General features: G+C 74.2%; 19 protein-coding genes. 8 read left to right on the top strand and 11 right to left on the bottom strand.

Annotation, left to right across the window (positions count from 1 at the left end; translation table 11 throughout):
- Positions 1–16: 16 nt before the first annotated feature.
- Positions 17–493: an Lrp/AsnC family transcriptional regulator gene (locus tag AB0G16_RS19890; protein ID WP_362806595.1), complete on the top strand. Its 477-nt coding sequence runs from the start codon at positions 17–19 to the stop codon at positions 491–493.
- Positions 494–580: 87 nt separating this feature from the next.
- On the opposite strand, the gene AB0G16_RS19885 is transcribed toward AB0G16_RS19890, so the two are convergent.
- From AB0G16_RS19885 to AB0G16_RS19865, 5 genes are all read right to left on the bottom strand, one after another.
- Complete coding sequence (locus tag AB0G16_RS19885; protein ID WP_362806592.1) at positions 581–1,006, bottom strand: nucleoside deaminase; 426 nt, start codon at positions 1,004–1,006, stop codon at positions 581–583.
- The gene (locus AB0G16_RS19880; protein WP_362806589.1) at positions 996–1,982 is read right to left on the bottom strand and encodes an LLM class flavin-dependent oxidoreductase; all 987 of its coding nucleotides are present in this window, start codon (positions 1,980–1,982) and stop codon (positions 996–998) included. The genes AB0G16_RS19885 and AB0G16_RS19880 overlap by 11 nt, the downstream gene beginning before the upstream one ends.
- 241 nt (positions 1,983–2,223) lie before the next feature.
- The gene (locus AB0G16_RS19875) at positions 2,224–3,195 is read right to left on the bottom strand and encodes a BadF/BadG/BcrA/BcrD ATPase family protein (RefSeq protein ID WP_362806586.1); all 972 of its coding nucleotides are present in this window, start codon (positions 3,193–3,195) and stop codon (positions 2,224–2,226) included.
- Positions 3,192–4,451 (bottom strand): 6-phospho-beta-glucosidase, encoded by a 1,260-nt coding sequence (locus AB0G16_RS19870; RefSeq protein ID WP_362806583.1) that lies wholly within the window; start codon positions 4,449–4,451, stop codon positions 3,192–3,194. The genes AB0G16_RS19875 and AB0G16_RS19870 overlap by 4 nt, the downstream gene beginning before the upstream one ends.
- Positions 4,452–4,716: 265 nt before the next feature.
- Positions 4,717–6,012 (bottom strand): ROK family transcriptional regulator, encoded by a 1,296-nt coding sequence (locus AB0G16_RS19865; protein ID WP_362806580.1) that lies wholly within the window; start codon positions 6,010–6,012, stop codon positions 4,717–4,719.
- 325 nt (positions 6,013–6,337) lie between these two features.
- On the opposite strand from AB0G16_RS19865, the gene AB0G16_RS19860 reads away from it, so the two are divergent.
- From AB0G16_RS19860 to AB0G16_RS19845, 4 genes are all read left to right on the top strand, one after another.
- Positions 6,338–8,719 carry an ATP-binding domain-containing protein gene (locus AB0G16_RS19860; RefSeq protein WP_362806577.1) on the top strand — a complete coding sequence of 794 codons (2,382 nt, stop codon included), beginning with the start codon at positions 6,338–6,340 and terminating at the stop codon, positions 8,717–8,719.
- Positions 8,720–9,538: 819 nt separating this feature from the next.
- Positions 9,539–11,275: an apolipoprotein N-acyltransferase gene (lnt, locus tag AB0G16_RS19855; protein WP_362806574.1), complete on the top strand. Its 1,737-nt coding sequence runs from the start codon at positions 9,539–9,541 to the stop codon at positions 11,273–11,275.
- Positions 11,275–12,042, top strand: coding sequence for a polyprenol monophosphomannose synthase (locus AB0G16_RS19850; protein ID WP_362806571.1), 768 nt, complete (start codon positions 11,275–11,277; stop codon positions 12,040–12,042). The genes lnt and AB0G16_RS19850 overlap by 1 nt, the downstream gene beginning before the upstream one ends.
- A 106-nt stretch (positions 12,043–12,148) precedes the next feature.
- Positions 12,149–12,751 carry an FxsA family protein gene (locus tag AB0G16_RS19845; protein ID WP_362806569.1) on the top strand — a complete coding sequence of 201 codons (603 nt, stop codon included), beginning with the start codon at positions 12,149–12,151 and terminating at the stop codon, positions 12,749–12,751.
- A 57-nt stretch (positions 12,752–12,808) separates the two neighbouring features.
- Here AB0G16_RS19845 and AB0G16_RS19840 read toward each other — a convergent pair whose 3' ends face one another.
- Positions 12,809–13,252 (bottom strand): SRPBCC family protein, encoded by a 444-nt coding sequence (locus AB0G16_RS19840; RefSeq protein ID WP_362806567.1) that lies wholly within the window; start codon positions 13,250–13,252, stop codon positions 12,809–12,811.
- Positions 13,253–13,357: 105 nt separating this feature from the next.
- Here AB0G16_RS19840 and AB0G16_RS19835 point away from each other — a divergent pair, with 105 nt between their 5' ends.
- Positions 13,358–13,849: a GNAT family N-acetyltransferase gene (locus tag AB0G16_RS19835; RefSeq protein WP_362806565.1), complete on the top strand. Its 492-nt coding sequence runs from the start codon at positions 13,358–13,360 to the stop codon at positions 13,847–13,849.
- A 170-nt stretch (positions 13,850–14,019) separates the two neighbouring features.
- Here the strand turns inward: AB0G16_RS19835 and AB0G16_RS19830 are convergent, their stop codons facing one another.
- The 3 genes from AB0G16_RS19830 to AB0G16_RS19820 form a co-directional block, all read right to left on the bottom strand.
- Positions 14,020–14,583: a snapalysin family zinc-dependent metalloprotease gene (locus tag AB0G16_RS19830; protein WP_362806563.1), complete on the bottom strand. Its 564-nt coding sequence runs from the start codon at positions 14,581–14,583 to the stop codon at positions 14,020–14,022.
- Positions 14,584–14,647: 64 nt separating this feature from the next.
- Entirely contained in the window at positions 14,648–15,769 is a 1,122-nt protein-coding gene (locus AB0G16_RS19825) for a S1 family peptidase (protein WP_362806561.1), read from the bottom strand.
- Positions 15,770–15,882: 113 nt separating this feature from the next.
- Positions 15,883–16,755 carry an MHYT domain-containing protein gene (locus AB0G16_RS19820; protein ID WP_362806559.1) on the bottom strand — a complete coding sequence of 291 codons (873 nt, stop codon included), beginning with the start codon at positions 16,753–16,755 and terminating at the stop codon, positions 15,883–15,885.
- Positions 16,756–17,001: 246 nt separating this feature from the next.
- Here AB0G16_RS19820 and AB0G16_RS19815 point away from each other — a divergent pair, with 246 nt between their 5' ends.
- Both AB0G16_RS19815 and AB0G16_RS19810 read left to right on the top strand, forming a co-directional pair.
- Entirely contained in the window at positions 17,002–17,259 is a 258-nt protein-coding gene (locus AB0G16_RS19815; RefSeq protein WP_362806557.1) for a hypothetical protein, read from the top strand.
- A gap of 133 nt (positions 17,260–17,392) precedes the next feature.
- On the top strand, positions 17,393–18,703 hold the full coding sequence (locus AB0G16_RS19810) for a PP2C family protein-serine/threonine phosphatase (RefSeq protein WP_362806555.1): 1,311 nt from the start codon (positions 17,393–17,395) through the stop codon (positions 18,701–18,703).
- Between the two features lie 85 nt (positions 18,704–18,788).
- On the opposite strand, the gene AB0G16_RS19805 is transcribed toward AB0G16_RS19810, so the two are convergent.
- Both AB0G16_RS19805 and AB0G16_RS19800 read right to left on the bottom strand, forming a co-directional pair.
- Positions 18,789–19,619 carry an isocitrate lyase/phosphoenolpyruvate mutase family protein gene (locus tag AB0G16_RS19805; RefSeq protein ID WP_362806553.1) on the bottom strand — a complete coding sequence of 277 codons (831 nt, stop codon included), beginning with the start codon at positions 19,617–19,619 and terminating at the stop codon, positions 18,789–18,791.
- A 193-nt stretch (positions 19,620–19,812) separates the two neighbouring features.
- Positions 19,813–20,157, bottom strand: a complete 345-nt coding sequence (locus AB0G16_RS19800; protein ID WP_089205581.1) for an RNA polymerase-binding protein RbpA — start codon at positions 20,155–20,157, stop codon at positions 19,813–19,815.
- Between the last annotated feature and the right edge of the window lie 99 nt (positions 20,158–20,256).

The following is a 20,256-nucleotide window of genomic DNA, read 5'->3' as shown; positions in this document are numbered from 1 at the left end:
CGTTACCGTGTACCGGGTGGAGGAGATCGACCGCCGTATCATCACGCTGCTGGCCAGAGACGGCCGGATGAGCTTCACCGATCTCGCCAGGGAGACCGGGCTGTCGGTGTCGGCGGTGCACCAGCGGGTGCGCCGGCTGGAGAAGCGCGGCGTGCTCCGCGGCTACGCGGCGCTCGTCGACTACGACGCCATCGGCCTGTCGCTCACCGCGTTCGTCTCCATCAAGCCGACGGACCCCGCCGCCGCCGACGACGCCCCCGAGCGGCTGGCCCACCTGAGCGCCATCGAGGCGTGCCACAGCGTGGCCGGGGACGAGAGCTACATCCTCAAGGTCCGGGTGGCCTCGCCGATAGCGCTCGAGGAACTGCTGAACCAGATCCGCGCCGCGGCCAACGTGTCCACCCGCACGACGGTCGTGCTCAGCACGCCGTACGAGCACCGTGTCCCGGAACCGGCCGGGTCGGACGACGTCAGGCCCGACGAGCGCTCCTGATCCCCGCCGTCCCGCCCGGCCGGGGTCGCGCCGAAGGCATCCGGCACCGGAGAGGCCGATCGTCGCGTCGCCGGGCGGGTGGGGCGGTCAGCGGTAGAAGCCCTCGACCGGGACGCGTGCCTCCTCGAACAGCGCCGGCCCCTCCTGGGGCACCCGTGGCCAGCCGCCGCCCGGCTTGAGCGCGGCGAGCTGCTCGTCGGAGAGCGCGTACACCACGCGTCCGAGCCCGGACCGTTCGATGGCGCCCTCGCACATGGGGCAGGGCCGGCAGCTCGTGTAGAGGGTGGTGGCCGCGGCGGTGGCCGGGTCCAGCTCGCGGGCGGCCCACCGGGCCAGTTTCAGCTCGGGATGGGCGGAGATGTCGCGGTCGCTGGTGACCGTGTTGTGGTCCTCGGCCAGCACGGTGCCGTCCGGTCCCACCAGCAGGGATCCGAAGGGGGCGTCCCCGGTCGCGCGGGCGTGCGCGGCCAGGGCGATGGCCCGGCGCAGGAAGGTCTCGTCCTCAGGCGTCACGATCGCTCCGTTCATGGGTGACGTGGTGATGGGATGGCGCGGGTGGCAGGGATGACGTCGGTGACGGCGGTGACGTCGGTGACGTCGGTGACGTCGGTGACGTCGGTGACGTCGGTGACGTCGGTGGGGTGGCGGGGGGCCGGGGCCACAGGTCGGCCACGGTCGCGAGCGCGCGCCAGGCCGCCCGCGGGCGGAGCGTCTCGGCGGGGTCACCGTCGAACGGGTCGAGCACCACGGTCTCGGCGCCGAGCAGGCGCAGCTCCTCGAGGTCGTCGAGCACCTGCTCGACGGTGCCCTCGCCGGCGCGCCGCTCGGGGCAAGTGACCGGTGAGCCGGTCAGGCGCAGCACGACGCGGGGCGCCAGGGCGGGCACCGGCCGTCCCAGCTCGTCCGCGGCGGCCCTCAGCCGGCCCACCGCGCTCCGCAACCACGGCAGGGTGGTGCGCAGGGGGTGCCACGCCTCACCGAGGCGTACCGCCCGGCGCAGGCCGGCGTCGCCGTTCCCGCCGACCCAGATCGGTATCGTCCCGGCGCGGTAGTCGTCCTGGTCCGCCCAGGCGGCGCGCATCGCCAGCAGGTGGTCGTCGGTCAGCCGCCCGCGCCGTTCGAACGGCACCCCGAGGGCGGCGAACTCCCGGCGCGCCCAGCCGACGCCCACGCCGAGGACCAGGCGTCCGCCGCTGAGAGCGCTGAGGTTCGCCGCCATCCGGGCCGTCAGGAGGGGGTGGCGGTACGGCACGATGAGCACCGAGGTGCCGAGCACGATCCGTTCGGTGGCGCCGGCCAGCCAGGAGAGCGTGGTGAACGGCTCGTAGAACGGGGCCGGGTACTGCTCGGCGACGTCGGGCGTCACCACCACGTGGTCGGAGATCATCAGCAGGTCGTAGCCGAGAGCCTCCACGGTCCGCGCCCAGCGCCGCAGCACGTCCGGGTCGGTGCCCGGTCCGAAGTTGGGTACGTTCACCCCGAGTCGCATGCCAGGGACACTACCCAGGCGGTGCCCTCCTGCTGAAGAGGAGACATCTCCCGGTCCCGGCTCCGAGGCCCGTGGAGGAGTCCCCGCGCTTCCCGGCGGCCCCGCCCACCGGCCCCGGGAACCCGCTCAGGGGATGATCCGGCGCCGCCCGTCCGAGTCCGTCCCGAGCCCGTCCGCACGCGGTCGTCCGCACGCGGCGGTCCCGCCGATCGTGCCGACCGCTCCGCGATCGCGCCGGTGCTCAGGCCGGGACGTGGAAGCGGGCCCGCAGCCGGGCCCTGGCCCCCTCGCCGGCGCCCAGGGCGTCCAGGCCCAGCAGCGCGGCGCCCATGACGGGCGGGGCGTCGGCGACGATCAGCTCGGCGTGCGGGGCGTGCTCGGCGAAGCCCCGCTCCAGCAGCTCGGTCATGAGCGGGTCGCGGGCGGTGAGCACGCCGCCGCCCAGGACCACCTCCATCGGGACGCCGAGCAGGTCCAGGCGGCGCAGCGCGACCACCGCGAGCACCACGACCTCCTCGGCCATCCGTGACACCAGGGAGCGGGCCACCGCGTCGCCCGTGGCGGCGACCCCCATCAGCACCGGCGCCAGTTCGTTCAGCCTGGTGTACGCCAGCTCGCCGAAGTGGACGGCCAGCGACACCTCCTCGACCGTGCGGGTGCCGAAGTGCTCGCGGACGGCGGCGGCCAGCGCGGTGGCCGGGCCCCGGCCGTCCTCGGCGCGCACGGCGTGCCAGAGCGTCTCCTCGCCGAGCCCGATCCCGCCGCCCCAGTCGCCGGTGATCCGTCCCAGCGCCGGGTACCGAGCCACCCGCCCCGAGGGGGAGACCGCCACCGCGTTGACGCCCGCCCCGCACACCACGGCCACGCCCGCCGGCCCGGAGGCCCCGGCGCGCAGCAGCGCGAAGGTGTCGTTGCCGACCGTCACCTGCCGCCCGTACCCGCGCGAGAGGATCTCCGCGCGCAGCGCCTCCTCCTCGACCGGCAGGTCCGCGCCGGCCACGTAGGCGGCGACGTGGTCGGCGTAGGGCGGGACCGCCCCCGGGCCGAGCGCCGAGCGCACGGCCTCGCCGAGCACGTCGATCGCGCGCGCCACCCCGACGGTCTGCGGCCGGAACGCGGCGCCGCGCCCGGTGGCCAGCACCGAGCCGTCCTCGCCGACCAGAGCGACGTCGGTCTTGCTGTTGCCCCCGTCGACCGCCAGTGTCGTCCTCACGCGGTCGCCCAGGACAGGTGGGCGCGGTTGGCCTCGACCAGGCGCCGGGCCAGGTCGCCGGAGAGCGAGGCCTGCCCGACCAGCGGGTGCGCCAGCAGCGCGTCGGCGACGCGCCGCTCACCGCCGTGCAGCGCCGCCTCCAGCGCCAGCGTCTCGTACGCGGTGACGTGCGCGATCAGCCCGGCGAAGAGCGGCTCCACCGGCTCCACCGGCAGCGCCGTCGCGCCCGCCGCGGTGACCGTGGCCGGGACCTCGACGACCGCCTCGTCGGGCAGGAACGGCAGCGTGCCGTCGTTGCGCAGGTTGACGACCTGGGTGTCGCCGCGGTCGCCCACCAGTGAGGCGATCAGCGCCACCGCCGCCTCCGAGTAGAAGGCGCCGCCGCGCCTGCCCAGCAGCTCGGGCTTGGTGTCCACCGCGGGGTCGGCGTACAGCCGGAGCAGCTCGGTCTCCATCGCCGCGACCTCGGCGGCGCGCGAGGGCTTGACGCGCTGCTCGGCCACCACCCGGTCGTGCTCGTAGAAGTAGCGCAGGTAGTAGGAGGGGACCACACCCAGCCTGCGGAGCAGTTCGGCGGGCATGCCGACGTCCTCGGCGATCCTGTCGCCGTGGGTCTCCAGCAGCTCCGGCAGCACGTCCCGCCCGTCCAGGCGGACGGCCCGCTCCCAGGTGAGGTGGTTCAGGCCGACGTGGTCCAGGGAGATCCGCCCGGGGGCGACGCCCAGGTTCGCGGCGAAGCGGCGCTGGAAGCCGATGGCCACGTTGCACAGGCCGATGGCCCGGTGCCCGGCCTCCAGCAGCGCCCTGGTGACGATGCCGACCGGGTTGGTGAAGTCGACGATCCAGGCGCCGGGCGCGTGCCGTCTGACCTTCTCGGCGATGTCCAGCACCACCGGTACCGTGCGCAGCGCCTTGGCCAGCCCGCCCGCGCCGGTCGTCTCCTGCCCGACGCAGCCGCACTCCAGCGGCAGCGTCTCGTCCACGTCGCGCGCGGCCTGGCCGCCGACGCGAAGCTGCAGCAGGACGGCCCCGGCACCGGCGACGCCCTCCTCGACCGAGGTGGTCGCGACGACCGGGGCCGGATGCCCGGCCCGCGCCAGCATCCTGCGGGCCATCCCGGCCACGAGGTCCAGCCGGCGGACGTCCGGATCGACCAGCGCGATCTCGGTCAGCGGCAGCTCGTCGCGCAGCCGTGCGAACCCGTCGATCAGCTCCGGCGTGTACGTCGAGCCGCCCCCGACAACGGCGAGTTTCACCCTTTTACTCCTTAAGCGTGACGCCCCGGGGGAGACCCTCCGGGGCGAGGAGGAACACGACGGTCAACCGGGGCCATGACGGGCGGGATCGCCGCCATGGCGAGGCTCCACCGCACGTCGTGCGGTGCCGGGGGACGCCGGCCCGAGGGGGGCGTCCGATCGGCCTCGTCGGCAGGGGGACGGGGCGGGCCGTGGTCGTCGTCCCGGCGGCACAGGCGCCGGGACGGACCCGCCGCCCCGGCCCGGGGAGGAGGGGGCCGCGGGGTCAGGGCGGGAGGGTGGAGCCGAAGACCTCCTCGCGGGCGCCCGCCAGGGCGAGGTCGAGGGCGCCGGCGAGGACGGGGTTGCCCTCCACGGTCGAGAGCAGCAGGGGCGGCCGGGGAATGGTCAGGGCGTGCAGTTCGTGCTCGACGAGCTCGCGCAGGGTCTCGCCGCCGGCCAGCAGGGTCCCGCCGGTCAGCACGATGACCTCGGGGTCGACGACGGAGGTGATCGCCGCCAGCCCCAGGGCCAGCCGGGAGGCGATGTCGCGCAGTCCGGCGCGCGCGTCGTCGGAGCGGGCGCCGCGTCCGCCCGCGGACGCCCGCACGGCGTTCAGCACGGCCTGCGCCGGGTCGCCTCCGCGCACCCCGTACGACCTGAGGATCTTCAGGACGGCGGGGCCGCCGGTGAGGGCCTGGTAGCCGTGGTTGGCGTAGCGGCCGGTCTCCCTGGCGGTCGGCGCGCCGGGGGTGGGCATGTAGCCCACCTCGCCGGCGCCGCCGGTGGCGCCCCGGTGCAGCCGGCCGTCGAGCACCAGGGCCGAGCCGAGGCCCTCGTCGGCCCAGAGCAGCACGAAGTCCCGGTGGCCCCGGCCCGCGCCGTGCGCCTGCTCGGCCTGGGCGACGAGGTTGACGTTGTTCTCGACGGCGACGGGCATGCCGAGGCCGTCGCTCAGCGTGCGGACCAGGTCGGGGATCTGCCAGCCGGGCATGTCCTTGCTGGTGGCGTAGGCCAGCCTGCCGGTGCCGGGGTCGATCGCCCCCTCCACGCCGATGACCGCGCGCCTGATCGCGACCGCCCCCGCCGCCGTCCCCGCCCCCGCTCCCGCCCTCGCCGCTCCCGCCGGTGCGGTCGTCGTCGCCGCCACGGCTGTCGCCGTCCGGTCCGTCGTGGCGGCGCCCGCGCCCTCCAGCGCGGCGCGGACGCGCTCGACGGCGTCGCCGCCCCCGCGGCCGGGGGTGGGCAGGTGGTGCTCGCCGACGACGGCGCCGGTGATGTCGGCGATCCTCACGTCGATGCCCGCCCGCTTGACGTCCAGCGCGGCGACGTGGGCCGCGTCGGGGTTGAGCCGGTAGACCTCGGCGGTACGGCCCGGCAGTCCCTCGCGGATGCCGTCGAGCACGACCAGACCGGCCCCCTGCAGGCGGATCAGGAGCTGGGAGGCGGTGGGCTTGGACAGGCCGGTGAGGGCGCCGATCTCCGGACGGGTCAGCGGGCCGCGTTCCAGCAGCGCCTGCAGGGCGGCCCGGTCGTTGATGGCGCGCAGCAGGCTGGGGGTGCCGGGCGTCGGCAGGTTCACTGGTCCTCCGCGTTCCGGTGGCCGCGACGCGTCCGGTGCCCGCCGACCGGTCCGACCGGTCCAGCCGGTCCAGCCGGTCCAGCCGGTTCAGTCGGCCCGGCCGGCCCGGCCCGGTCCGGTCGGTCCGGTCGGTCCGGCCGTCGTCCGCACGGCCGTCCGTCGATCGCCGGGCCGTGCGGCGGTCGTGGTCGTCCGTCGATCGCCGGGCCGTCCGCGGGCGCGTCAGAGTTAGGAAACTTTCCTAACTTGGAGTGAATGTAAGGAGCCTCGCGGATCCCCGTCAAGCGGGAGGGCGGCGCCGCAATCAAGCTGTGACGGCGGAGGGGTGGGTAAACTTCTCGACGGACCTGCTAGGGTAGTTGTTTGTCATAACAACCAGCAGAATGGCCCGGAGTGTCCCATTACTAGCAACGATAACGGAGCGACGGCAACCCGTCAAATCGAGCTGGCCAGGGAGCAGGAATACGTTTCCGGGCTCTACCGGCGGCTCGACCTGCTGCGCGAGCGCACCCAGCGGCAGCTGGACGGCGTCCTGGCGCAGGGCGGCAGCGGCGGCACCCACCAGAACCGCTCCGAGCGCGACAGTTTCGCCGGGATGTACGCCGAACGCCTGGGCCGCCTGTGGGCGGTCGAGAACGGCCTGTGCTTCGGCAGACTCGACAACGCCGACGCCACCTCCCTCTACATCGGCCGGATCGGCCTGGCCGACGACGACCAGCGCCGCCTGCTGATCGACTGGCGGGCCCCGGTGGCGCAGCCCTTCTACGGCGCCACCCCCGCCGCCTCGATGGGCGTCACCCGCCGCCGTCACCTGCAGACCAGGGGGCGCACGGTGATCGGGATCGACGACGACCTGCTGGACATCGACGCCCTCACCGACGAGGCCGCGGCCACCCTCAACGGCGAGGCCGCGCTGCTGGCGTCGCTGGCCGCCCGGCGCACCGGCCGGATGCGCGACATCGTGGCCACCATCCAGTCCGAGCAGGACCGCATCATCCGCTCCGACCTGAGCGGCGTGCTGGTCGTGCAGGGCGGCCCCGGCACCGGCAAGACCGTGGTCGCGCTGCACCGGGCCGCCTACCTGCTCTACACCCACCGCGAGAAGCTGGCCCGCAGGGGCGTGCTCATCCTCGGGCCCAACCTGACCTTCCTGCGCTACATCGAGCAGGTGCTGCCCTCCCTGGGCGAGACCGACGTGCTGCTGTCGACCGTCTCCGAGCTGTACCCGGGCGTCGTCCCCGGCCGCAGGGAGCGTCCCGAGACCGCCGCGCTCAAGGGCGACATCCGGATGGCCCAGGTCGTCGCGCGGGCCGTGCGCGAGCGCCAGCGGGTGCCGCGCAAGCCGGTGGAGATCAAGCTGGACCGCTACACGCTCCGGCTGGAGGGCAGCGTCCTGGAGGCGGCCCGCAACCGGGCGTCCCGCTCCAAGAGGCCGCACAACGAGGCCCGCTCGGTCTTCGTCCGCCACCTGCTCAACGCGCTCGCCCGCCAGGCGGCCCGGCAGCTCGGCAAGGGCATGATCGACGACGACGAGCTGGCCGACATCCGCGAGGAGCTGCGCACCGAGCGGCCCGTCAAGGCCGCGCTGAACCGCCTGTGGCCCTACGCCACCCCGCAGCAGTTGCTGATCGGCCTGTTCACCTCCCGCGAGCGCCTGGAGTACGCCGCCGCCGACTTCGACCGGGCCGAACGGGAGCTGCTGCTGCGCGAACCGCCCCGCCAGGGGGAGAACTGGTGGGCCGAGTCCGACGTGCCGCTGCTGGACGAGGCGGCCGAGCTGCTCGGCGACATCGACCCGGCGGTGCTGCGGGCCGGTGCCTGGATGGCCGAGGAGGAGCAGGCCGCCCAGCGCGCCGCCGCGCTCGACGAGCGGCAGCACCAGCTCGCCTACGCCAAGGAGGTGCTGGAGATGACCGGGCTGTCCGACATCATGGACGCCGAGCGGTTCGCCTCCCGCCACCTCGGCGACGACGTCTTCCTGACCACGGCCGAGCGTGCCGCGGCCGACCGCACCTGGGCCTTCGGCCACGTCATCGTGGACGAGGCGCAGGAGCTGTCCGCGATGGACTGGCGGATGCTCATGCGGCGCTGCCCGACCCGGTCGATGACGATCGTCGGCGACCTGGCCCAGACCGGGGCGTCGGCCGGGGCGCGCTCCTGGGGAGCCGTCCTGGACCCGTACGTGGCCGGTCGCTGGCGCGAGGAGACCCTCACCGTCAACTACCGCACCCCCTCCGAGCTGATGGCCGTGGCCGCCGACGTGCTCACCCTGGTCGGCCCGGACCTGACCGCCCCGACCTCGGTCAGGGAGACCGGGACGCACCCCTGGGCCGCCTCCCCGACGGCCCGGCTCGGCGACCTGGTCAAGAACGAGATCGTCGAGGGAGGGCGGCTCGTCGTGATCGTCCCCGAGTCGCGGGCCGCCGAGCTCGGCGAGGTCGTCCTGGCCTCGGTCGAGGGCGCGGCCGCCGGGCCCGGGGCCGCCACCCTGGACGCGCAGGCGGCGGTGCTGACCGCCACCGAGGCCAAGGGGCTGGAGTTCGACGCGGTCATCGTGGTCGAACCGGAGCTCATCCTGGAGGAGTCGCCACGCGGGGCCAGCGATCTTTACGTGGCGCTGACCCGCGCCACCCGGCGCCTTGGCGTCGTGCACGACGGCCCGCTTCCCGCCGCCCTCGCTCGACTTGAGGGACATCGGATCACATGAGACCATTGACGGCTCTCGTCGATCATGTCCTAGCTGCGAAAACTTGGTGTTTCCGCTGTTAGTGACACGGTTGACATCTGCGCTGGGCTCGGTAGTTTGCTGCCCAGTCCAGCACGGGACTGGCCGGTCGGCCGCCTTTCGACATCGCCTTCTCCTGCGCCCGTGACGGGGTCACGCCCGTCCCTACAGCCAGGCGCAGGGCCGGCAGTCCGTCGAGGCGGGGCACTCCTTCCGGGCGGGGGGTTGGACCCAGGAGGAGTCCGGGCACCCAGTAGACAACGGCAATCCGCGCCCGCCGCCGACGGGACGGAACCGGTCCGAAGGGTGGCCCGGGCTCTCTTCCCGCTCCCGTGCGAGCGCCGCAAGCGTCGGGGCGGCCGGGGTGTCCGTCGACACCCCGGCCGCCCCGTTGCCGTTGCCGTTGCCGTGTCCGTTGCCGTGTCCGGGGCCGCCCCGTTGCCGTGTCGGGGCCGTGCCCGGGGCCGTGTCCGGTCCCGTGATCGGGCGCCGGACTTCAGGGGCACCTCCGCCGGGAGGTAACGTTCAGGCTGCAGGAGGCGGCACCGCCCGCCCGTGACATCGCAAGGAGCCCCGCCCGTGGTGCAGGACAGGACGGTCGGCCCGGCGCCGGGGAGGTCCGCGTGGCCCGATCCCCCGCACGGCCCCGCGGGCGGCCGGACCGGCGGGAACGACCGGACCGGCGGGAACGGCGGAGACCCGGGCGCGGGAAGCGGGGGAGGCCCCGGCGGGAGCGGAGGCCGGTCCGGTGCGGGCCCCGGAGCCTCGCCGGGCGGGGTGTCCGGCGGAGCGCCCGGGGGCGTGCGGTCCCGGGCCGCGCTGCCGGCCCGGGTCGCCGGCGCGGTGGCGGGCGGCCTGCTGGTGTTCTGCGCCTTCCCGCCGGCGGGCCTGTGGTTCCTGGCGCCGTTCGGCATGGCCGCGATCGTCCTGGCCGTGCACGGCGTCCGCCCGCGCCGTGGCGCCTGGCTGGGCCTGCTCGCGGGCCTCGCCCTGCTGCTGCCCGCCCTTCACTGGGTGAGCCCGATCGGTGTGGACGCCTGGCTGGGTCTGGTGGCCATCGAGAGCGCCTTCTACGCCTTCTGGGGAGCGGGGGCAGCCCTGGTGTCCCGGTTGCGTCTGTGGCCGTTGTGGGGCGCCGCGCTCTGGGTGGCGGCCGAATGGGCGCGGGGACGTGTCCCCTTCGGCGGCTTCCCGTGGGCACGGGTGGCCTTCGGCCAGGGTGAGTCGCCCTTCACCCCGTACGCGGCGCTCGGCGGGGCACCGCTGGTGAGCTTCGCGGTGGCGCTGTGCGGCGGCCTGCTCGCCCTCGGGGCGCGGCGGGCGCTCGCGGCCCGGCGCCCGGCCCCTGGACCGGCCCCTGGACCGGCCCCTGGACCGGCCCCTGGACCGGCCCCTGGACCGGACCCGGGACCGGCCCCCGCCCCGCCGCCGTCGTCCCCGCCTGCCTCCTCGGCGCCGGCCCCTGCGCCCGCCTCCCCGGCCCCGCCGTCCAGGGGGCGACCGGCGCTGTCGCTGGTGCTGCCGCTGGTGGGGGCGCTGGCCGTGCCGGCGGCGGCCCTGGCCGTGCCCCGGTACGGCGACGAGGGCCGCAGCGTGACCGTCGGCGTCATCCAGGGCAACGTCCCCGGGCGGGGCATGCACCCGCTGGGCGACGAGCCGGCCGTGGTGCTGCGCAACCACACCCGGCTGCTGCACCGGATGGCCGAAGACGTGCGGCGGGGCCGCGTCCCCCGCCCCGACCTGGTGGTGCTCCCGGAGAACTCCACCGACATCGACCCGCTGCGCAGCGCGTTCGCCCGCAGCGAGATCGACGCAGCGGTCCGGGACGTCGGGGTGCCCGTCCTGGTCGGCGCCGTGGTCGGCGTGGGGGAGAACCAGCGCGCCACCCGCAGCCTGGTCTGGGACCCGGTGACCGGGCCCGGCGCCCACTACGACAAGCAGCGCCTGGTGCCCTTCGGGGAGTTCACCCCGATGAAGGAGCTGGTGCTGGCCCTGTTCGAGCGGGCCTCCCTGGTCGGCAAGCAGTCGGTGGCGGGCACCCGGGACGGGGACCTGCGGATGGGCCCGGTGACGATCGGCGCGATCAACTGCTACGAGGTGGCCTACGACGAGGTCGTGAACGCCACCGCCCGGACGGGCGCCACACCGCTCGTGGTGCAGACCAACAACGCCACCTACGCGCTCACCAACCTGCCGCCGCAGCAACTCGCCATGTCCCAGTTGCGGGCCGTGGAGCACAATCGGGCGGTGATCACTTCCGCAATTACGGGTATATCGGCATATGTGACTCCCAATGGCTCGATAGCCTGGCGCACCGAGGAACTGGTGCCCGCGTCGAACGTCCTGACGGTCCCTGTCAGGACCGCGCAGACGATCGCCACCCGCGTGGGCGCGTTGCCCGAGTGGGCCCTGATACTTGTGGGGGCCTGCGCGGTGGCCGCCGCGGCGACCGCCGGGCGGCGCCGGACGGGGGCGGCGGGGCGGACAGCGGTACGGGCAGCGGACCGGCAGGACGATCGTCAGGTGGGAGACGCGTGATGGAGCGGATGCTTGGCCGGGTGCTCGTCGTCGTCCCGACGTACAACGAGCGGGAGAACCTGCCGCTGATCGTCCGGCGCCTGCGGGAGGCCGTGCCCGAGGCGCACCTGCTGATCGCCGACGACGACAGCCCCGACGGCACCGGGGCGATCGCCGACAAGCTCGCCTCCGACGACGAGCTGATCCACGTGCTGCACCGGCCCGGCGGCAAGCAGGGGCTGGGCTCGGCCTACATCGCGGGTTTCCGCTGGGGCCTGGCGGAGGGGTTCGACGTCCTGGTGGAGATGGACGCCGACGGCTCCCACCCGCCCGAGGCGCTGCCCGCCCTGCTGAAGGCGCTGGCGCGCGGGGCCGACCTGGCGATCGGGTCCCGGTGGGTGCCCGGCGGCAAGGTGGTCAACTGGCCCGCCTCGCGGCAGCTGCTCTCGCGCGGCGCCAACATGTACAGCCGCCTCGCCCTCGGCCTGCCGGTCCGCGACGCCACCGCGGGCTTCCGCGCCTACCGCGCCTCCACCCTGGAGAAGATCGGGCTGGACGACGTGGAGTCGCAGGGCTACTGCTTCCAGGTGGACCTGACCCTGCGCACCGCCCACAAGGGACTGCGGATCAAGGAGGTCCCCATCACGTTCGTGGAGCGCGCGGTCGGGGCCAGCAAGATGAGCCGCGCCATCATCCTGGAGGCGCTCTGGCGGGTCACCGTCTGGGGGGTCGCGGGCCTGCCCGCCCGCCTGCGCCGCCGCCGCGAGCGCCGCCGCCTCGGCCGCTGAGCGCCGTACCGGGCACGGCGGGGAGTCCACGCTGAGCGAACACGGAACGCGCCGGGGCCCCCGGGCGTTGTCATGTCGTACGGGTGTCACGTGAGGTGAGGCGAAGATGCGCTTTCTGCTGTTCCTGATCTTCCTCGTGGTGCCGGTCCTCGAGATCTGGGTCCTCATCCAGGTGGGGCAGGTCATCGGCGGCTGGCCGACGGTGGCCGTCCTGCTCGCCGACAGCCTGCTCGGCGCCTGGATCGTGCGCCGTGAGGGCCGCCGCGCCTGGCGCAACCTCCAGGTCGCGCTGCAGAGCGGGCGGATGCCCGACCGCGAGCTCGCCGACGGCGCGCTGATCCTGGTGGGCGGCACGCTGCTGCTCACCCCCGGCTTCCTCAGCGACGTCGTCGGGTTCCTGTGCCTGCTGCCGTTCACCCGTCCCATGGTCCGCGGGGTCGCGACCTGGTTCTTCGCCCGCCGGGTCCACACGATGGTCTCCCGGAGCATGGCCGGGGCCGGTCTGGGCGGGCCGCTGGGCGGTCCGTTCGGCGGGCCGGGCTCGCCCTTCGACGGCCTGCGGCCCGACGGGCGGGCCCCGGGAGCCCCCGGGGCGCCGGTCGTCCACGGCGAGGTCATCCGCGACGACCCGGCGGCCCCGGGCGGCGCGGGAGCCCCGGGCTCCTCGGGCGGGGCCGGGGGGACGGACAGGGGCCTCACCGGCCGCTGAGCGCGGCCGGTCCGCGGTCACCGGCCGCGGGCGGGGCCTGGGGAGGGGACGGGGGTCTCACCGGCCGCTGAGCGCGGCCAGCCTGCGCAGCGAGAGCCGGAACAGGGCCGCGTTCAGCGGTGCGATCACCCGCCAGCCGAGCCGCCCGGCCGCGCCGAACGGCACGTCGAGCTCCTCCTCCCAGACGATCGTGCTGCCGCCGCCCTCGCGGGGCAGCACGCGGAAGACCCCGGTGCCGCGCACCAGCCGCCCGGTGTGCCGGACCCCGACGCGCCTCGGCGGGTCCCACTCGGTGATCTCCATGGTGTCGAGGAAGCCGACCGGTCCCACCCCGGTGAAGGCGGCGAGCCGGCTTCCCCGGCTGTGGCCGTCACCGGAGGCGACGCGCGCGTGGGTCAGCACCATCCACTCGTCGTGCCGGGACCAGTCGGTCAGCACGGAGAACACCTGCTCGGGCCGGGCGTGGGCGTCCACGGAGACGCTGATGCGGGAACGGGTCACCCCCCGGGTCCTTCCCCGTGATCGCGGGACGACTCCTCCCGGGCCCGCGGCCCGGTATTTTGTACCGGCCCGGGGCGGTCCGGGGGAGCGGAGGTGCGGGGCCCGATGGCGACGTTCGCGGCGAGAGGCGGACCGGTCACGGTCACGGCCGTCGGCTGGGACGACGAGGCGGCCGTCGCGCTGCGGCGGGCCATGACCGAGGAGATGGACGCCCGCTACGCCGACCTGATCGCCGTCCCCGGCCTGATCCCCGACGGTATGCACGTCGAGCCGGGAACGGTCGTCTACACCGGCGTCGCCCGCTCGGCCCGGGGCGTCCCGGTCGGGCACGTGGCGCTGCGCAGGCTCGGCGCCGAGCTGGAGCTCAAGCGGATGTTCGTGACCCCGGCCGAACGGGGCGGCGGCGTGGCGCAGGCCCTGCTGGCCGCCGCCGAGGACGAGGCCCGCGCGCTGGGCGCGTCGCGGATCGTGCTGCAGACCGGCCCCCGTCAGCCGGACGCGGTGCGGATGTACCTGCGCGAGGGCTACACGCCCAGCCCGGTCTTCCCGCCCTACGAGGGGCTCACGGGCTCGCACTGTTTCGAGAAGGCCGTGTGACCGCCCCGCCGCGCGAGGACGGGTGCGGACCGGGGCGAGGGCGGGACGGGGACGGGGACGGGGGCGGGGCGTGAGGGCGGGACGCGGGGCCGGACGGGGACGGGACGGGAGAACGCGCTCGCCGGTCCGGCCGATGGATCGGCCGGACCGGCGAGGTCGTTCGCGGGCGTCTAGGACGCCGCGAGCTGGGGAACGTCGACGTAGAGCTCACCGAAGGTGATCGACGGGGTGGACCCGGCGAAGTTCCTCTGGACCGCTGCTCTCTCCGCCGCGCTCGGGTTGGCGTTGGTGCAGGAGACGGGCGCGCTCGAACCGGACATCAGGTCCGAGCACAGACCGGTGCGCCGGTCCGGCAGGCCCAGGATGTGACCGATCTCGTGCGTGGCGATCCGCAGCGGGAAGTACCCCTGCGACGTCGCCTGCCGCCCCATCCAGATGGTGCCGCGACCCAGGCTGGTCGGCTGTGCGCGAGGCCAGCCGTTGTCGGCGAGCACCACGAAGTCCGCGGGCGTGCCGGCCACCAGCCGTACGTTGGTGACGCGGGAGTTCCAGACCTGTGCCGCCTGGTCCACGACCGACCGGAACTCCGCGGCCCTGCTGGCGTCGTACCGCAGGACGCGGACCGCCGCCGTGCCCGCCTCCGCCTTGGCGGTGGCCGCCTGGGACGGGGCCGCCGTCACCAGGAAGGCCAGGCCCAGGATGAAGGCGATACCGGAGCGAATGATTCTTGACATTTCTAGCGAGCCTCCTCGGCCATCGGGGGGTTGCTCATGACGAGCAGCTGGTGAGGAGGGCGGATCAGCCGGTGACGAGCGTCAGCCCGTACGCCGAGAGGATCTCGTTGACCGGCTGGTGGTAGGTGGTGCCGCCGACGCTGCAGTTGCCCGAACCGCCGGAGGTCACGCCCTGGGCCTGGCTGCCGGAGATGAACGAGCCGCCGGAGTCGCCCGGCTGGGCGCACGCGCTGGTGCGGGTCAGGCCGCTGACCGTGCCCTGCGGGTAGGTGACGCTGGCGTTGTGCTGCTGGATGACGCCGCAGCGCCAGCCGGTGGTGGAGCCGGAGCGGCAGATCGAGGCGCCGACCGAGGCCTGCGCGGAGCCGCGCACGGTGACGTTGGCGCCGCCGGAGCCGCGGACGTAGGGGGTCACGGTGTGGCCGGGGGTGGCCACCCACGCGTAGTCGTTACCCGGGAACGACGAGCCCTGGAAGGTGCCGGACGGGTTGCTGGTGGTGGCACCGGCCCTGCCGCAGTGACCGGCGGTCACGAAGCCGGGGGTGGAGCCCCGACGCACGGAGAAGCCGATGCTGCAGCGGCTGCCGCCGATGTAGTAGGCGTTGCCGCCGATGATGTTGATGTAGGCCTGGGGCTTCTCGGTGGAGTGCGTCACCTTGACGACGTTCTTGTCCACGCCCGCGGCGGCGACGAGGGCCTCACCGGCCGCCTGGTCGGCGGCGAGGACCGAGACGCTGTTGGTGGCGACGTCCACGTACCACAGGGCGGCGCCGGCCTTGGCCTCCGCGGGCGCCTGGTCGAGCTTGTCCTTGACGGCGTTCAGGTCGGCGATGGACCGGCTGACGATCACCGGCTGGGCGCCCTTGGCCCTGATGGCGTCCGCCTCGGCCGCGTCGGTGGTGGCCACCGAGAGCTGGGAGGCGTCGCCGTTGAGCCAGGCACCCGCGTAGCTGGCGCCGAGCTGCTGGGTCAGGGCGGACTCGGAGGCCGCGGCGCGCTGCTCGTTGGCGAGGCGCTGGACGGCCTGCTCGGCGGTGAGGCCGAGGTCGCGCTGGAGTGCCTCCAGCATCGCGTCCGGGGGCTTGGGGGCGGAGACGGAGGGTGCTGCGAAGGCGGGGGCCACGGTGGCGGCCAGGTACAGGGCCACGGTGGTGGCGCCGGCCAGGAAGGTACCTCGACGTAACATGAACACTCCTTGTGAGGGGTGCTGTCAAAGTATTTGCCGAAGGCCTCCTGAGGGATCTCCCAAAGAATCCCTATCGCGATGTTATGGGGCCGTTGGTCATTCCCGATGACCGCTCACCGGCCGGGGCCGTGGTCGTCGAAGAGGGAGGGCCTGTGGTCGCGGGCGGGACGGGTGTGGGGCTCCATCGGGCCGGAGGGGGCGGCGGGGCCGTCGGCGGAGCGGTTGCGGCGTAGCTGCGCCTCGAGCTCGGCGTCCTGGCGCATCTCCTGCTCCGAGGGGGACAGGAAGATCGTCAGGAGCAGGCCGAGGGTGAGCAGGCTGATCCCGACGAGCAGCGGCAGCATGAAGTCCATGCCCTCGGCCCCGCTCGTCGGCGCGGAGGTGCCGTGCACGCTGACGTCCAGGGCGAACATGCCGGTGAAGTGCATCCCGTTCACCGCGAGGCCCATCACCAGGGCGGCGCCGGTCGTGGCGGCGGCCCCGCGCACGCGCACGCTGAACCACAGGGCCACCGTCGCCGCGGTCACGGCGATGAGCAGGGAGAGCCCGACCAGGAGGGGGTCGTAGGTCACGTGGGCGGACATGTTCATGGCCGCCATGCCCAGGTAGTGCATGCCCGCCACGCCCAGACCGGTCAGCAGGCCGCCGCCGAGGAGCGCGCCCGGGCCGGCGGAGCGGGAGACCAGGAAGAGGCCCGCGCCGACGACGACGACGGCGAGGAGCGCGGAGGCGACGGTCAGCGTGACGTCGTAGCGGATCGACGCCCCCCGCACGTCGAAGCCCATCATCGCTATGAAGTGCATCACCCAGATGCCGGTCCCGCCGATGGACAGGGCGGCGCCGATGAGCCAGAGTGCGCGTGAGCCGCCCCGTGCCCCGCGCGCCCGCGCGGCGAGCAGAAGTCCGAGGAGGGAGCCGATGCTCGACATGACGTACGAGGCGACCGGGGTGGCGAGCCCATAGGCGAAGTGGTCGATGGGGGACATGACGTGCTCCTGGTGAAACGGAGGGATGGAACGTGCCATCGGCGGCCCGGCGCGACCGGATCTCATGACGGTGATGGAGGTCACCCGCCCGCGATCGACTGAGCGGTCAATCACTGCGAGGGGTGCTCACCTTACAGTTGTCCCGTTCCCAAAGGCCATAATGGGGTTATTGCGAATGTCTTAACCGATCACTTCGAGTACGTTCCGTTCACGTCACGTGAGATCCATAGGAAGGAGGCGGGCCCGATGGCACCGCCCGCCGATCGAGGCCTGGAGGCGCTGCCTCCGATCTGGCCGGAGGACCGCTACGAGGTGGTCTGCGAGCGCGACGACCCACCCGGTGCCACCCGTGACCGCTACCGTTTCCCGCAGTACGCGGTGCGCTCGGCCCGCGAGCTGGAGACCGCGGGACTCGCCCGCAGGGTGCGCGTGGTCAGGCTGACGGACGGGGTGGTGATCTACGACCGGGTGGAGGGCGTCGAACTGTCCGCCGACCGGTGGTGACCGCCCGCCGCCCGGCCGCCCGGCCGGGCGTGTGCACACCGGGCACGGGGAAGGCTGTCGGGCGGTGAGCCGCGACGAGTACTGTCGGACGGTGATGAGTGATGACGCTCGGCGGCCGGAAGCGGACGGATCCGTGACGAGCCCGGGGAGCGGGGGGGCCGGCGGGCCCTTCGAGGGACGGGCGAGGATGCTCGCCGGGCTGGTCGAGGCCGGCCACCTCAGCTCGCTGGAGCAGATTCCCGGCCTCGTCGCGGAACACGCCGCCCACGCCGGCCTGCACGACGTGCTGATCTACCTGGCCGACCTCCAGCAGGAAGTGCTCCGGCTGGTGACGGGCAAGGGGCTCGCCGCCGACGACGACGCCGAGCCGGAGGCGGCCGAGCTGAGGATCGACGGGACGCTGGCGGGGCGGGCCTTCCAGGAGGTGCGCGTGCTGGCCGGCCCCGCTCCAGGTTCCGGTCCCGGCCCTGCTCCCGGCCCTGCTCCCGGTCCCGGTCCCGGCCCGGGGGGCGGGGGGAGCCGGTGGTGGGTGCCGCTGCTGGACGGCACCGAACGTCTCGGGGTGCTGCGCGTCGGCGCCCGTCCCGGCGACGAGCGTGCCCAGGAGGACATGCGGCACCTGGCGTCGATCACCGCCCTGCTGCTGGCGAGCAAACGCCAGAACAGCGACTCCTACGCCCGGATGGTGCGGACCCGGCCGATGAACGTCGCCGCCGAGATGCAGTGGAACCTGCTGCCGGCGCCGACCTTCGCCAACGACGCGGTGGTGATCGGTGCCGCGCTGGAGCCGGCGTACGAGCTCGGCGGCGACGCCTTCGACTACGCGCTGGCCGGGGAGACCGTCCACCTGGCGGTCTTCGACGCGATGGGCCACGACGCCTCGGCGGGGCTGACCGCCAACCTCGCGGTGGCCGCCTGCCGCAACCACCGCCGCCAGGGGGCCGACCTGATCGAGGTCAGCGTGGGGATCGAGAAGGTCCTGGTGAACGAGTTCGGCCCGGCCAACCGGTTCGCCACCGCCATCCTGGCCAACCTGAACCTGCGTACCGGCGTGTTCACCTGGGTCAACCGGGGCCACCACCCGCCGGTGGTGATCAGGAACGGGCGCTGGGTCACCACCCTGCACTGCCAGCCCGCCCACCCGGTGGGCCTGGACCTGGACCTGCCCGTGACCCAGTGCAAGGAGCAGCTGGAGCCCGGCGACCGCGTCCTGATCTACACCGACGGCATGACCGAGGCCCGCAACCGGGAGGGCGAGGAGTTCGGCCTGGAGCGTTTCATCGACTTCATCATCCGCTACAACGCCGACGGCCTGCCCGTGCCCGAGACCCTGCGCCGCCTGGTGCGCAGCATCCTCAAGTACCACGACGGCATGCTCCAGGACGACGCCACGGTGCTGCTGGTGGAGTGGCGCGGAGGGTCCCAGGACAGGCTGCACGTGTAGGGGCGCCCCCGCGCGTGGGCCACGGGGCCGGCGGGCGGGGGCGGCCGTTCTCGCGCGTGCTCGGGACGGGTGCCCCCGCGCCTGCTCAGGGGGCGGGCGGGTAGGGGCTCTCGCCGTCCCGGATCGCCGCGAACATCCGGGCCGCGTACGCGGACACGGCACGGTGCAGGCCGTGACCGAAACTCACCCGGGCCACCCCGAGGTCCGCCAGCTCGGCGAGCGACGGCGTGCCGGGACGGAACAGGATGTTGACCGGGCCGTCGATCCGGCCGGTCAGCTCACGGACGACCCCGGCCTCCGCCGCGAAGATCGGGTAGACGCAGTCGGCGCCGGCCTCCAGGTAGAGGCGGCCCCGCCGTACCGCCTCGGCCAGCCGCTCCTCGGCGCTCCCGGTGCCGTTCATGAAGACGTCGACCCGCGCGTTGATCACCAGGTCCGTTCCGGCGCCCTCGGCCGCGGCCCGGACCGCGCGCAGGAGATCGGCCTGCTCGTCGGCGTCGACCGGCGCCCCGGTGCGGGGGTCGGAGTCCTCCAGGTTGCAGCCGGAGGCCCCGGCGGCGGCCAGGCGCCCGACCAGCTCGGCGGGCTCCAGCCGGTAGCCGCGCTCCATGTCGGCGGTGACGGGCAGGGGCACCGACCGGCTGATCCTGGCGACGGCGGCCAGCATCTCCTCGACGGGCGTCCGCTCGCCGTCGTCGTACCCGAGCACCGGGGCGATCGCCGCGCTGCCCGTGGCGATCACCGGGAAGCCCGCGGCCTCGACGGCGCGGGCCGAGGCCGCGTCCCAGACGTTGGGCACCACCAGCGGGCGGCCCGGCACGTGCAACGCGCGCAGCGCGGTGGCGTTCTCCGAAACCCTCTTCACGGCCGTCACCGGGTCGGTGCCGCCGGTCTCGTCGTTGATCGGAATGGTCATGAGGAGACCCTAGAGGACAGGATGGACCGGTTTAAGAGCCAATTCCGCGCCACCGGACGGGGCCGTCCCGCCCCTCCGGCCGTGCCGGCGGAGCACCTCGTTCGCGCGGCAGGGGTGTCCGTCCCGTGGAAACGAAGGACCCCCGCCCGGGAGGGGCGGGGGTCCTTCGAGACTCTCCGGGCTCGCCGGGTCGTCAGGCGCTCTTGCGGCGCTGTGCGCGCAGGATCGCCAGGCGCTCGTTGAGCACCTCTTCCAAATCCTCGATCGTGCGGCGCTCCAGCAGCATGTCCCAGTGCGTCCGCGGGGGCTTGGCCTTCTTGGCCTCCGGCAGTTCGCCGTCCACCCGCAGGGCGGTCGCGCCGCACATGCGGCACTCCCAGGTCGCCGGAATCTCAGCCTCGGCGGCGAGCGGGACGTCGAATCGATGGCCCTTCGGGCAGGTGTAGGACACCTCCTGGCGCGGAGCCAGATCGGTGTTGCGGTCGTTCTCGTAGCTGGTCGCTCCGAGCCGGGTCCCGCGTAGCGCACGCTCGCCCATTCTGAATGCCTCCTGAGGGCCCCGTCGTAGGGGTTCGTCTCCCACGGCGTACAACGCTTGGTACCGTGTGTGGATTCCCACAGACGGGGTGATCCAATC

It is taken from the genome of Streptosporangium sp. NPDC023615 (assembly GCF_040640155.1).
In the GTDB taxonomy this organism is placed as follows: domain Bacteria; phylum Actinomycetota; class Actinomycetes; order Streptosporangiales; family Streptosporangiaceae; genus Streptosporangium.
Note: the sequence above shows the minus strand (reverse complement) of the source record. Positions and strands in the feature narration are given on the sequence as shown.